9 protein-coding genes, 2 tRNA genes and 3 rRNA genes are annotated in these 13,082 nt (G+C 41.7%); 4 read left to right on the forward strand and 10 right to left on the reverse strand.

What is annotated here, in order from left to right:
• Positions 1-10: 10 nt before the first annotated feature.
• Positions 11-1,816, reverse strand: coding sequence for an acyclic terpene utilization AtuA family protein (locus ACLCEG_RS19095; protein ID WP_410568809.1), 1,806 nt, complete (start codon positions 1,814-1,816; stop codon positions 11-13).
• A 185-nt stretch (positions 1,817-2,001) separates the two neighbouring features.
• On the opposite strand from ACLCEG_RS19095, the gene ACLCEG_RS19100 reads away from it, so the two are divergent.
• The 4 genes from ACLCEG_RS19100 (at position 2,002) to ACLCEG_RS19115 (ending at position 4,662) form a co-directional block, all read left to right on the forward strand.
• Positions 2,002-2,601 carry a TetR/AcrR family transcriptional regulator gene (locus tag ACLCEG_RS19100; RefSeq protein ID WP_348902273.1) on the forward strand — a complete coding sequence of 200 codons (600 nt, stop codon included), beginning with the start codon at positions 2,002-2,004 and terminating at the stop codon, positions 2,599-2,601.
• Entirely contained in the window at positions 2,598-3,092 is a 495-nt protein-coding gene (locus ACLCEG_RS19105; protein ID WP_348902274.1) for a GNAT family protein, read from the forward strand. Before ACLCEG_RS19100 ends, ACLCEG_RS19105 begins: the two co-directional genes overlap by 4 nt.
• A 180-nt stretch (positions 3,093-3,272) precedes the next feature.
• Complete coding sequence (locus ACLCEG_RS19110; RefSeq protein ID WP_100291144.1) at positions 3,273-3,890, forward strand: DUF6915 family protein; 618 nt, start codon at positions 3,273-3,275, stop codon at positions 3,888-3,890.
• A gap of 16 nt (positions 3,891-3,906) precedes the next feature.
• Positions 3,907-4,662 carry a hypothetical protein gene (locus ACLCEG_RS19115; protein ID WP_348902275.1) on the forward strand — a complete coding sequence of 252 codons (756 nt, stop codon included), beginning with the start codon at positions 3,907-3,909 and terminating at the stop codon, positions 4,660-4,662.
• 42 nt (positions 4,663-4,704) lie between these two features.
• Here ACLCEG_RS19115 and ACLCEG_RS19120 read toward each other — a convergent pair whose 3' ends face one another.
• The 9 genes from ACLCEG_RS19120 to ACLCEG_RS19160 form a co-directional block, all read right to left on the reverse strand.
• Positions 4,705-5,868, reverse strand: a complete 1,164-nt coding sequence (locus ACLCEG_RS19120; protein ID WP_348902276.1) for an acyl-CoA dehydrogenase family protein — start codon at positions 5,866-5,868, stop codon at positions 4,705-4,707.
• Between the two features lie 136 nt (positions 5,869-6,004).
• A complete protein-coding gene (locus tag ACLCEG_RS19125) occupies positions 6,005-6,568 on the reverse strand; it encodes a DUF4256 domain-containing protein (protein WP_348902277.1) in 564 nt (187 codons plus the stop codon).
• 20 nt (positions 6,569-6,588) lie between these two features.
• Complete coding sequence (locus ACLCEG_RS19130) at positions 6,589-6,939, reverse strand: GFA family protein (RefSeq protein WP_200001996.1); 351 nt, start codon at positions 6,937-6,939, stop codon at positions 6,589-6,591.
• Positions 6,940-7,067: 128 nt separating this feature from the next.
• The gene (locus tag ACLCEG_RS19135) at positions 7,068-7,463 is read right to left on the reverse strand and encodes a DUF2007 domain-containing protein (protein WP_004704072.1); all 396 of its coding nucleotides are present in this window, start codon (positions 7,461-7,463) and stop codon (positions 7,068-7,070) included.
• Between the two features lie 160 nt (positions 7,464-7,623).
• A 5S ribosomal RNA gene (gene rrf / locus ACLCEG_RS19140) occupies positions 7,624-7,738 on the reverse strand.
• A 178-nt stretch (positions 7,739-7,916) separates the two neighbouring features.
• A 23S ribosomal RNA gene (locus ACLCEG_RS19145) occupies positions 7,917-10,807 on the reverse strand.
• Between the two features lie 340 nt (positions 10,808-11,147).
• Positions 11,148-11,223 (reverse strand) — tRNA-Ala (locus tag ACLCEG_RS19150).
• Between the two features lie 55 nt (positions 11,224-11,278).
• Positions 11,279-11,355, reverse strand: a tRNA-Ile gene (locus tag ACLCEG_RS19155).
• Between the two features lie 59 nt (positions 11,356-11,414).
• Positions 11,415-12,952 (reverse strand): 16S ribosomal RNA (locus tag ACLCEG_RS19160).
• Together the 16S, 23S and 5S rRNA genes with 2 tRNA genes alongside form the textbook arrangement of a ribosomal RNA operon.
• Between the last annotated feature and the right edge of the window lie 130 nt (positions 12,953-13,082).

Below are 13,082 nucleotides of genomic sequence, written 5' to 3' on the forward strand. Positions count from 1 at the left end.
TCCATTCATTTTATTTTTCTAAAAGATGTGCCGGAACTTTAACAGGCATATCCAATAATTGCTGTGCAAAGGCTTTACCTTGTGGATCGATTCGTAGGCTTGCAACACCCCCACCACCCAAGGCATTTTCCAACATAAAATTCAGTGCATTTAAACCTGGTAACTCATAACGAATGACTCGCCCTTTCTCTGCATCCAAAACATGTTGCATATAGCTTGCAACCGTCTGTTCAGTCAGTGCTGCACGAATCCACGGTAAATATTCTGCTTTACGCGCAATCACACCAATATTGCTATGATTGCCTTTATCACCACTACGGGCATGCGCAATTTCAATCAAAGGAACTTCAATTTCATTCCCTTGATAAACCGCACTTTCACCCGCTGCTAAAATATTGAATTGCTCGATAGAAGTGCCCTGAGGAATCTCAACTGGATAGCTGTTACCATCAAAATCGATTTCGACATTGACCTGATTTTTATCAATTAAAAATGAAAATAACTTAATCACTGGAGATGCTTTTGGTCGACCTCCGACAATTCCTGCCAAGGCTGGAGCCATACCTGTTGAAGCCTGTGCAATTTCAGATGCAAAGAACATACATGCTTCTTTAAACATGTGTTTTACAGCTATTTTGACCACCACTTCACGACTATTTAAAGCCTGAGCATGTGCTCCATAAGTACTTTCAATACCTAAGATTTCAACCGACTTTTCACTAAATGGAGGCACTGAGCGCATTGCTAAAACACGCTCACATTTCGCCAAAATCGCATCGGCAATGACTTGCGCTTTTTGTGGTGCTTCACGTCCTGCAATTAAGAAACTGACTAAAACCCGATAACCATCTGGATAAGTCGCACTAACTTTATATTGTGTAGTCGGTGCTTGTCCTTTTGCACCCGTCACACGAACTCGATGCTCCCCAACTTGCTCTAAATGCACGTGGCTGAAATCAGCAATTACATCGGGTAGTAAATATGCTTGAGGATTGCCAATTTCATAAACAATTTGTTCAGCAACCGTGGCGGTAGAAACCAAACCGCCTGTTCCTTGTGGCTTGGTCACAACAAATGATCCATCTTCACTCACCTCAACCACTGGAAACCCCATGTTGTCGAAGCCTTGTACCAATTGCCAATCGGTAAAATTACCACCTGTACATTGTGCACCACATTCAATGATATGACCTGCCAGTGAGCCTTGTGCCAACTTGTCATAGTCATCGAGCGACCATTGATATTCATGAAGTAAAGGGGCAAGCACCACAGCAGAGTCAACCACACGGCCAGTAATCACAATATCTGCGCCTAAATTTAAAGCATCACGAATAGCCACCGCACCTAAATAAGCATTACTGCTTGCCACCTGTTCTGGCAAAGCTTCACCACTAAACATTTCCTGAATATTCTTTGATTTTAACTGCTCATGTTTTGGTAAAAGATCATCACCTAATACCACAGCCACTTTCAGATCTAGACCATACTCTTTAATAATTTTTTGCAAAGCATCTCGACACGCCAATGGATTAACACCACCAGCATTACTAATTACCTTAATCTTTTTCTCTGCAATTTTTTTAAGTAGAGGTGCCATCACTCGACTGACAAAATCCAAAGCATAACCATGCTTTGGTTCTACCATCTTCGCTTTTGCCATAATCGACATGGTGATCTCTGACAAATAATCAAAAACCAAATAATTAATATCGGTTAGATGTACCAATTGGAAAGCGGCAGTATTGGTGTCTCCCCAAAAACCTGAGGCACAACCTATTTTTACGACACGTTCATCATCCTGTTGATTACTTGCCATCTTATTTCTCATTATTTTGTTTAAAAATTACACTCAACATTACCAAGCAAGCGCTTGGTTTGTAAAGAGCAAAATGTTATTGTGAAACTGACCAAAACTGCCAAACTCGACAGCTCAGCTAAAACATGATGAGGTTTGGCAAACTTTTCTGTTAAGTATTTTTATATAAAGGATTCGGCTTTCGCATGATTGCTACTTCAATTGAACAGATTCCAAATATCTCTTGCTTTGATGACAGCCCGCGTGGTCGTTTATTACGGGGGGCCGCCTACCTATTTCATAAACAAGGCTATGACAAAACTACTGTACGCGAACTTGCTCAATTTATTGGAATTCAATCAGGTAGTTTATTTCATCACTTTAAAAGTAAAGATGACATCCTCGCTCACGTAATGGAGGAAACCATTATTTACAATCTTGCTCGTTTACAAGATGCGGCAGCTCAATCTACCGATCCAGAACAACAATTACGTGCCCTTATTAAAGCTGAACTCGTTTCAATTACTGGAGATACAGGTTCCGCCATGGCTGTTTTGGTTTATGAGTGGTTTGCCCTATCAAAAGAAAAACAAGATTATCTTTTAAAAATGCGTAATGAATATGAGCAAATCTGGTTAGATGTTATTGAAAAATTACGTACTGAAGGCAAGGTAAAGTATGATGCCTTTATTTGGCGAAGATTAATTGGTGGTGCAATTTCATGGACCGTAACTTGGTATAAAGCTGAGGGTAAAGTCAAAATTGATGAGTTAACCGAAATGGTCTGGGAGATGGCATTAAAATGAGTCTAGTCTATTTACGTAAACCCAAGAAAAATGACCTTGCAGAAATTAAAGAAGCTTATGCACGTAGTGTTGAATTACATCAACCGTGGGCATATCCACCAGCTGACTTTCACACATATTTAGAACAAGAGCATCGCTATTTTGTCTGCTTAACCGATAGCCATGCGATTGCTGGAACATTTAATATTTCAAATATTATACGCGGTCACTTTCATTCAGCCTATTTGGGTTATGAAGCATTTCATCCCTATCAAGGTCATGGCTATATGACGCAAGGCCTCAAATTATTACTCAATGAAGCATTCAAAAATTTAAATTTACATAGGTTAGAAGCGAATATACAACCTGACAATATTGCCTCGATTCAATTAGTGGCCCAAGCTGGTTTCATTAAAGAAGGTTTTTCTCGGCAATATCTTCGAATTGGAGGAAAAACATGGAAAGATCATGAACGTTGGGCAATTTTAAATGAAATGTGGAAGGAGAAATAAAATTCCAGCCAATTTAAACTTAAGATCACTAATTCTTTCTCAAACAAAAATTCTATTAATTTTCAGTCATAAATTTTAAAAATAGACGACATAACTTGACGTTAATATCTTTTTTTATATTCACGCTCCACATCTAAACTGTTATTATCATTAAATATCAAATGATTATAAGAAACATTAATGAATCCAGTACAACACGCCAATATTTCGGTCAAACGTCGTGGGGGAGAGCTTGAAGATTATATTAATATTCACGCTCTAATCGACAGTACCAAAATGTTATGTACAGATAATCGCCACCGGATCTTACATACTTTTTGGGGTATACAAGAAGTTATTATTCCCATTTTTGGGCATTACTTCGACAATAGCATGGGTAAAAGTATTGAAGTTAAAGATCTATGTGAAAGAGACCACCTATTAGTTGACTTTCATCATCGATTTATTCCAACAATTGGGGATTTTGTTTCGGCTATGCAAGATATACCTACAGAGGGACTAGCCAAACGTTTAGAAAAATTCCATTGTGATGTAATCGATGATCCAAAGTTATCAGCCACATTGCTTTCTCCTCTATCTGCTACAGGTCAATTAAAATCTTTACTTATTACCCATAATAGTTGGTTTATTAATACCATTTTACCCATGATGGGGAAATCAAAAGCTAGATTGATTGATTTTGATATCAGTCCAGATACTTTCTTTAATCCAATGCGATTTGAGATGTGGATGGATAATGGAATAGCTGTACCACCAAGTGCAGTAAAACTACAACAACTAAAGACAAAACTTGCTTAAAAACAGGGGAAAACTTATGAGCAATATTAAATATATGATTCGTTATAATGACTTTGGTTATAACGATGAATGGTATATGACTGATGAAGCAACTTTAGGTTCAATCAAAGCTATTTATAATGATCATACTGAAGCTGAGAAAACCTATAAGACTCTTGTTGCTCAAGCTTTATACGATCATGATTTATGCAATTTTGATATTTTTAATGGGTACGCCTCAGATGATCTATATGAACAAATCGACAATTTCATTTTAGAAAAAACAGGTGAAGAATTTGACGGTGAAAGTCTGCCGGAAATGAGTGAAGAAGATGCTTTTGAATTCGCTAAATTATCAGGGCTTTTACATTTTCAACTCATTAGCATTGATGATAGTAAACCTTTTTTTGTAATTTTATTACGAGAAAAAAATGAATATGTTTATGCTGAAACCGCTACAAATTCAGTACTTTTGACAAGTCAGTCAGATAATCCTTTGTTCGATTTCAATTTTAAAGAAGAGTATTGGAGAGAACAGACCATTACGAATTTCTTTAATGAATTACCTAAAACTTTAACAGGTTCTCTCTCAGAATTAAGCGACAGTCCAACTTTATTACAAGAATTGATCACGTCTTTAGGTTTAGTTTACCATGAATCGGCTCAACAACTAAGAATTGACACTCTATTCCATGAAAATCAATTTGATTCATTAAGATCTTTAAATGCCTTACTAAAACAACCATTATTCGAAATACAACAAATAACTATTGAAGAGCTAACTCAACTTTAATTTAAAATCCAAGGGCGGTATAAAACTTATACCGCCCACTTCTTAATAACCCAACTGCTTACTAATCAAATCTTTCATAATTTCTTCAGCACCACCACCAATCATATTGACCTTCACTTCACGATAAATACGTTCCGACTTGGTACCTCGCATAAAGCCCATACCACCTAATGTTTGTACAGCTGCATCAGCACAAAATTGCATAGTGCGAGTCGCAACATTTTTCAGCATCGAAATTTGAGCCACCAACTCAGGTCCTTGTAGTTTTGGCTGAGTCATTTTCCATGCAGTTTCTTCAAGCAATGCCCGTGTTGAAGTTAATTGCGTTGCCATATCTACCAATTTATGACGAACCACTTGATGATCAATTAATCGCTTACCAAAAGTTTTTCGTTGTTGCGCCCAATCTAAAGCTTCTTCATAACAGACTAATGCATACCCATAAGCGACTACTCCTAAGAAAAACCGCTCCATATTAAAGTTATTCATAATAACTTTAAAACCAGCGTTTTCTTTGCCGAGCAGATTTGATGCAGGTACTCGTACTTGATCAAAATGCAAATGCGCCGTATCAGAAGCCCACCATCCCATTTTCTTTAAAGGTGTTTTAGTAATTCCTTCACTGTGCGCATCAACGAGCAACATTGAAATGCCTTCAGCTCCTGTTTTTGTGGGGTCTGTACGCACTGCAACTGTATAGTAATCTGCACGAATTCCCGATGTGATAAACGTCTTTTCACCCGAGACCATGTAGTAATCACCATCACGAATAGCTTTAGTCTGCAATGCAGCGACATCCGAGCCACCACCAGGTTCTGTAATAGCTAAAGCAGAAATTTTTTCACCGGAAATAATCTCTGGGAGGACTCTAGCTTTTAACTCCTCACTTCCAAAATGCAGAATGGGAGGGGCGCCAATTGTGTGTACCATGAGTGAGGTATGTACTCCTCCAGAACCTGCCTTTGCCATTTCAATACCAGCCAGTAATGAATAGAACGGATCTGCATCAGGAATACCACCATATTCTTCAGAAAAACCTAAACCTAATAGGCCAATTTCAGCAGCCTTTCTATAAAGCTCTCTAGGAAATGTCTCAGCCTCATCCCACTCATTAACAAAAGGTGCCATTTCTTTTTGTACAAATCGGCGAACATTGTCAGCAAAAGCAATATGTTGTTCATTATAGTAAATTGGATTGAGTTGCATGTTTAGAAATGTCCTGATGTTTTTATTTAATTCCTGAACATATCTTGTCATGTTTACAGTCAATCAAAAGTTGCAAGAATCTCCATTTTCTTGGCATAAAACATCAAACAGAATTATTTTTATTTATGCATAACGCCTATACTCTTAAGCAGCAACGAAAACCACGAACAGCATAATAAGACTGTGCTCCATTATGATAAATGAAGACCCGACCATAACGTCGGTCAGCAAAAATAGCTCCATCTAACCGTCGAATCTCATCAGGAGTTTTAAGCCAACTTGATGTTTTAAGATCAAACTCCTCTAACATTTGTAAATCATGGTATTGCTCTTCTGTGAGAAGCTCAGCTCCCATTTCTTTAGCTGCATCGATTGCATTATTTCTGGGAGGATGATCTTTTCTAGTCTCCAAAGCCTCTCGATCATAACAAAGACTTCTACGGCCTTTTGGACTCTCAGGAGAACAATCTACAAATAAATACTCATCCTTATGTTGATCATAAGAGACAACGTCAGGTTCTCCTCCAGTGTTTTCCATTTCTTGCAATGACCATAATTTTTCAGGCGATTCTAATAATTTAGCTCGCACATTTGTCCAATCAATTTCTTTATGGCGATGTGTGTTCTTTTCAAATCTCTTCTTTAATAGTTCAAGCAGTGAATCTAATTGCGTTTGATTTAATTGTTTTGTAGTTGTCATTGAAGAAATCCTTATAATTATTAAACTGAACGTCCATCAAAATAATTTATTTTTATTTTATCTAAGTCAATGTCGTCTATACATCGAACATTAATCGCAAAGATTGAATTACCTTGACTATCTATACCTTGGGCATAGGGATGAATACCGCAATTTTTACAGAAATGATGATTAATCACATGTTTGTTAAAAGTGTAATTTGCTAAAATATCAGGAGGATCTAAAGTAACTGTAACTTGATTAGTGGGTAGGAACCAAAGTAAAGACCCTTTCTTTTGGCAAATGGAACAATTACAAGATAAAACTTCTATTAGCTCACCTTCTATGACAAACATCACCTGTCCGCAGTGACAACTTCCTTTATATTCCATAACATTCTTCCCTTTATAATTTTTTATAGTTTTATAATATTCCTTGTTATAGATCAATTTTTAATCTTATTCCAGACTTTGGCTTTTTCTTCATAATAAACCCTAATAAATTGAAGTAAGATCAATCATTAACTCCAAAAATATTGGCATTGTTTGCATCTATTACCATTTTTAAAAGAAAACAAAGGTAAACCAAAGAACATGAAAGCCACAAAGGCTGATTTTTTCCCTTGTGTGTAGGCTTCAATATCATAACTTCCACAGTTAGGACATTGCTCTTTATTTTTTCCAAATTCTTGCTCTAAGTCTTCACTAAAATCTTTTTCAAGGAAAGCTTTCGCATCATGAACATCTTTTTCTAGTACTAATAAACGAACCCCACCCAATGCATTTGAATAAAACCAGTCCATATTAATTGTATGTTCATTTTCAATACGAGCAGGGATTCCAAAAGCCTCTAATTGAGTTTTTGCAATTTGTGCCTCATACGGAAACGAAAAAGTTTTAACTAAGATCCATTGCATATTAAATTTATAATAAGGTGATTAGTTTCAGAATAGCTTTATTTCTTTATAAATTGAATTAAATTTAATCTCTAAAGAATCAGTAATTAACTTTCCGCTTTTATTCCGCGCAATAAGAAACACCCCGGTTTCTTTCGAGACCGGGGTGTTTGGAATAATGAGCTGGCGATGACTTACTCTCACATGGGTAACCCCACACTACCATCAGCGCTAAGAGGTTTCACTTCTGAGTTCGGGAAGGGATCAGGTGGTTCACTCTTGCTATGGTCGCCAGCACAACTGTTTATGGATACTTGCTTTGGTCTTATTGATTGCCGAAGCGTTTTCCAAATCTTTACAGATTGGGCTGATTGAATCTGACTTGTTCATTTTATCTAGTGAAGTAACTAAATCAAGTTTGTTTGTAGATTTATGAATCGATTGATGCTTTATATACAACTGCTTGGGTGTTGTATAGTCAAGCCTCACGAGCAATTAGTATTGGTCAGCTTCACATATCACTATGCTTCCACATCCAACCTATCAACGTCCTAGTCTCGAACGGCTCTTTAGAGGAATAAATTCCTAGGGAAATCTTATCTTGAGGTAGGCTTCCCGCTTAGATGCTTTCAGCGGTTATCCCTTCCGAACATAGCTACCCGGCGATGCGACTGGCGTCACAACCGGTACACCAGAGGTTCGTCCACTCTGGTCCTCTCGTACTAGGAGCAGATCCTCTCAAATTTCCAGCGCCCACGGTAGATAGGGACCGAACTGTCTCACGACGTTCTAAACCCAGCTCGCGTACCTCTTTAAATGGCGAACAGCCATACCCTTGGGACCTGCTTCAGCCCCAGGATGAGATGAGCCGACATCGAGGTGCCAAACACCGCCGTCGATATGAACTCTTGGGCGGTATCAGCCTGTTATCCCCAGAGTACCTTTTATCCGTTGAGCGATGGCCCTTCCATACAGAACCACCGGATCACTAAGACCTACTTTCGTACCTGCTCGACTTGTGGGTCTCGCAGTTAAGCGCGCTTTTGCCTTTATACTCTACGCGTGATTTCCGACCACGCTGAGCGCACCTTCGTACTCCTCCGTTACTCTTTAGGAGGAGACCGCCCCAGTCAAACTACCCACCAGACACGGTCCTCGTCCCGGATAACGGGACAGAGTTAGAACCTCAACATTACCAGGGTGGTATTTCAAGGACGGCTCCATTGGAACTAGCGTTCCAACTTCAAAGCCTCCCACCTATCCTACACAAGTAAGGTCAAAGTTCAGTGTCAAGCTGCAGTAAAGGTTCACGGGGTCTTTCCGTCTAGCCGCGGGTACACTGCATCTTCACAGCGATTTCGATTTCACTGAGCCTCTGCTGGAGACAGCGCCGCCATCATTATGCCATTCGTGCAGGTCGGAACTTACCCGACAAGGAATTTCGCTACCTTAGGACCGTTATAGTTACGGCCGCCGTTTACTGGGGCTTCGATCAAGAGCTTCGCTTACGCTAACCCCATCAATTAACCTTCCAGCACCGGGCAGGCATCACACCCTATACGTCCACTTTCGTGTTTGCAGAGTGCTATGTTTTTAATAAACAGTTGCAGCGGCCTGGTTTCTGCGGCTGTCATCAGCTCAGGAAGCAAGTTCCATCACCAACAACAGCGTACCTTCTCCCGAAGTTACGGTACCATTTTGCCTAGTTCCTTCAGCAGAGTTCTCTCAAGCGCCTTGGTCTACTCGACCTGACCACCTGTGTCGGTTTCGGGTACGATTCCTGTGTAACTGAAGCTTAGAGACTTTTCCTGGAAGCATGGTATCAGCCACTTCACTGTACAAGTACAGCTTGCTATCGGATCTCAGTATAGAGTACCCCGGATTTGCCTAAGATACATACCTACATCCTTCCACCTGGACAACCAACGCCAGGCTGACTTAACCTTCTCCGTCCTCTCATCGCATTACACAGAAGTATTGGAATATTAACCAATTTCCCATCGACTACGCCTTTCGGCCTCGCCTTAGGGGTCGACTCACCCAGCCCCGATTAACGTTGGACTGGAACCCTTGGTCTTTCGGCGAACGGGTTTTTCACCCGTTTTGTCGTTACTCACGTCAGCATTCGCACTTCTGATACCTCCAGCATACTTCTCAATACACCTTCATCGGCTTACAGAACGCTCCCCTACCACTTGACTAATGTCAAATCCGCAGCTTCGGCACATAGTTTTAGCCCCGTTACATCTTCCGCGCAGGCCGACTCGACTAGTGAGCTATTACGCTTTCTTTAAAGGGTGGCTGCTTCTAAGCCAACCTCCTAGCTGTCTATGCCTTCCCACATCGTTTCCCACTTAACTATGATTTTGGGGCCTTAGCTGGCGGTCTGGATTGTTTTCCTCTTGACTACGGACGTTAGCACCCGCAGTCTGTCTCCCGGATAGTACTCATAGGTATTCGGAGTTTGCATCGGTTTGGTAAGTCGGGATGACCCCCTAGCCGAAACAGTGCTCTACCCCCTATGGTATTCGTCCGAGGCGCTACCTAAATAGCTTTCGGGGAGAACCAGCTATCACCAGGCTTGATTAGCCTTTCACCCCTATCCACAAGTCATCCCCTGGCTTTTCAACGACAGTGGGTTCGGTCCTCCAGTTAGTGTTACCCAACCTTCAACCTGCTCATGGATAGATCGCCTGGTTTCGGGTCTATACCCAGCAACTAAACGCCCTATTAAGACTCGATTTCTCTACGGCTCCCCTATACGGTTAACCTCGCTACTGAATATAAGTCGCTGACCCATTATACAAAAGGTACGCAGTCACCGAACAAGTCGGCTCCCACTGCTTGTATGCATGCGGTTTCAGGATCTATTTCACTCCCCTCACAGGGGTTCTTTTCGCCTTTCCCTCACGGTACTGGTTCACTATCGGTCAGTCAGGAGTATTTAGCCTTGGAGGATGGTCCCCCCATATTCAGACAAGGTTTCACGTGCCTCGCCCTACTCGTCATCATTATGTGTGCCCTTTCGTGTACGGGAATATCACCCTCTACGTTCGCACTTCCCAGAGCGTTCCACTAAAACACACATAACTTAATGGGCTGATCCCCGTTCGCTCGCCGCTACTGAGGGAATCTCAATTGATTTCTTTTCCTAAGGGTACTGAGATGTTTCACTTCCCCTCGTTCGCTTTGCAACACTATGTATTCATGTTGCAATACCTACCTTAAAGTAGGTGGGTTCCCCCATTCAGAAATCTCCGGATCACAGGATATTTGCCGCCTCCCCGGAGCTTTTCGCAGGCTATCACGTCTTTCATCGCCTCTGACTGCCAAGGCATCCACCACATGCACTTAATTACTTGACTATACAACCCCAAACAGTCGATGTTACCTACAAGTTAGTAACTTCAACATTTCAGTTTAGAGTACTGTGTACTTAAACACTGTACAGCTTCAATCTAAATTCATATACCAAAACGCTTGATTCAGTTAATTTGCTAGTTCTCAATTCATCTAGATTAATTACTTAATCTAAACTCTTGAGTGAACAATTTATTTCAGACTCAATTTTGCCAATCTGTTAATGAATAAACACGCCTTCGTCAGGTCATGCTTAATACCGTGATACTTAAATCACAGAAGTTAATAAACCAAGACCGAAATCTCTATTTACTAATTTCTGTAATCCGAACTTCTCTTAAGTTCTGGTGGAGACTAGGAGAGTCGAACTCCTGACCTCCTGCGTGCAAAGCAGGCGCTCTACCAACTAAGCTAAGTCCCCAGCTTACATCATCAGTTATGTATCTTTTATCTATAACTTCAACCAGTCAAAGTCATGGTGGGTCTGACAAGACTTGAACTTGTGACCCCACGCTTATCAAGCGTGTGCTCTAACCAACTGAGCTACAGACCCTCAGATACATCTATGAAGAACAACTTGTTGTGGATTCTTACCAATCGTCAATCTTTCGTTAAGGAGGTGATCCAGCCGCAGGTTCCCCTACGGCTACCTTGTTACGACTTCACCCCAGTCATCGGCCACACCGTGGTAACCGCCCTCTTTGCAGTTAGGCTAGCTACTTCTGGTGCAACAAACTCCCATGGTGTGACGGGCGGTGTGTACAAGGCCCGGGAACGTATTCACCGCGGCATTCTGATCCGCGATTACTAGCGATTCCGACTTCATGGAGTCGAGTTGCAGACTCCAATCCGGACTACGATCGGCTTTTTGAGATTAGCATCACATCGCTGTGTAGCAACCCTTTGTACCGACCATTGTAGCACGTGTGTAGCCCTGGCCGTAAGGGCCATGATGACTTGACGTCGTCCCCGCCTTCCTCCAGTTTGTCACTGGCAGTATCCTTAAAGTTCCCGACATTACTCGCTGGCAAATAAGGAAAAGGGTTGCGCTCGTTGCGGGACTTAACCCAACATCTCACGACACGAGCTGACGACAGCCATGCAGCACCTGTATGTAAGTTCCCGAAGGCACCAATCCATCTCTGGAAAGTTCTTACTATGTCAAGGCCAGGTAAGGTTCTTCGCGTTGCATCGAATTAAACCACATGCTCCACCGCTTGTGCGGGCCCCCGTCAATTCATTTGAGTTTTAGTCTTGCGACCGTACTCCCCAGGCGGTCTACTTATCGCGTTAGCTGCGCCACTAAAGCCTCAAAGGCCCCAACGGCTAGTAGACATCGTTTACGGCATGGACTACCAGGGTATCTAATCCTGTTTGCTCCCCATGCTTTCGCACCTCAGCGTCAGTGTTAGGCCAGATGGCTGCCTTCGCCATCGGTATTCCTCCAGATCTCTACGCATTTCACCGCTACACCTGGAATTCTACCATCCTCTCCCACACTCTAGCTAACCAGTATCGAATGCAATTCCCAAGTTAAGCTCGGGGATTTCACATTTGACTTAATTAGCCGCCTACGCGCGCTTTACGCCCAGTAAATCCGATTAACGCTTGCACCCTCTGTATTACCGCGGCTGCTGGCACAGAGTTAGCCGGTGCTTATTCTGCGAGTAACGTCCACTATCTCTAGGTATTAACTAAAGTAGCCTCCTCCTCGCTTAAAGTGCTTTACAACCATAAGGCCTTCTTCACACACGCGGCATGGCTGGATCAGGGTTCCCCCCATTGTCCAATATTCCCCACTGCTGCCTCCCGTAGGAGTCTGGGCCGTGTCTCAGTCCCAGTGTGGCGGATCATCCTCTCAGACCCGCTACAGATCGTCGCCTTGGTAGGCCTTTACCCCACCAACTAGCTAATCCGACTTAGGCTCATCTATTAGCGCAAGGTCCGAAGATCCCCTGCTTTCTCCCGTAGGACGTATGCGGTATTAGCATCCCTTTCGAGATGTTGTCCCCCACTAATAGGCAGATTCCTAAGCATTACTCACCCGTCCGCCGCTAAGATCAGTAGCAAGCTACCTCTCTCCGCTCGACTTGCATGTGTTAAGCCTGCCGCCAGCGTTCAATCTGAGCCATGATCAAACTCTTCAGTTAAAATCATTTTGTACCTTATTTAAAGACAAGGTACCAATTCTGGCTCATCAATTACTGACTTAAATTTCGCTCAAATAAACTTCGAGTAATTTAAACCAATCAATCAATGAAAATTATTTCGATTAATCAA

The sequence above is a fragment of the Acinetobacter sp. H1(2024) genome (assembly GCF_046557555.1).
Lineage (GTDB): Bacteria > Pseudomonadota > Gammaproteobacteria > Pseudomonadales > Moraxellaceae > Acinetobacter > Acinetobacter seifertii.

What these genes read in the sequence shown, in the direction of transcription:
- ACLCEG_RS19095 (WP_410568809.1), bottom strand. Translation starts at nt 1,816, where the DNA reads ATGGCAAGTAATCAACAGGATGATGAACGTGTCGTAAAAATAGGTTGT.
- ACLCEG_RS19100 (WP_348902273.1), top strand. Translation starts at nt 2,002, where the DNA reads ATGATTGCTACTTCAATTGAACAGATTCCAAATATCTCTTGCTTTGAT.
- ACLCEG_RS19105 (WP_348902274.1), top strand. Translation starts at nt 2,598, where the DNA reads ATGAGTCTAGTCTATTTACGTAAACCCAAGAAAAATGACCTTGCAGAA.
- ACLCEG_RS19110 (WP_100291144.1), top strand. Translation starts at nt 3,273, where the DNA reads ATGAATCCAGTACAACACGCCAATATTTCGGTCAAACGTCGTGGGGGA.
- ACLCEG_RS19115 (WP_348902275.1), top strand. Translation starts at nt 3,907, where the DNA reads ATGAGCAATATTAAATATATGATTCGTTATAATGACTTTGGTTATAAC.
- ACLCEG_RS19120 (WP_348902276.1), bottom strand. Translation starts at nt 5,868, where the DNA reads ATGCAACTCAATCCAATTTACTATAATGAACAACATATTGCTTTTGCT.
- ACLCEG_RS19125 (WP_348902277.1), bottom strand. Translation starts at nt 6,568, where the DNA reads ATGACAACTACAAAACAATTAAATCAAACGCAATTAGATTCACTGCTT.
- ACLCEG_RS19130 (WP_200001996.1), bottom strand. Translation starts at nt 6,939, where the DNA reads ATGGAATATAAAGGAAGTTGTCACTGCGGACAGGTGATGTTTGTCATA.
- ACLCEG_RS19135 (WP_004704072.1), bottom strand. Translation starts at nt 7,463, where the DNA reads ATGCAATGGATCTTAGTTAAAACTTTTTCGTTTCCGTATGAGGCACAA.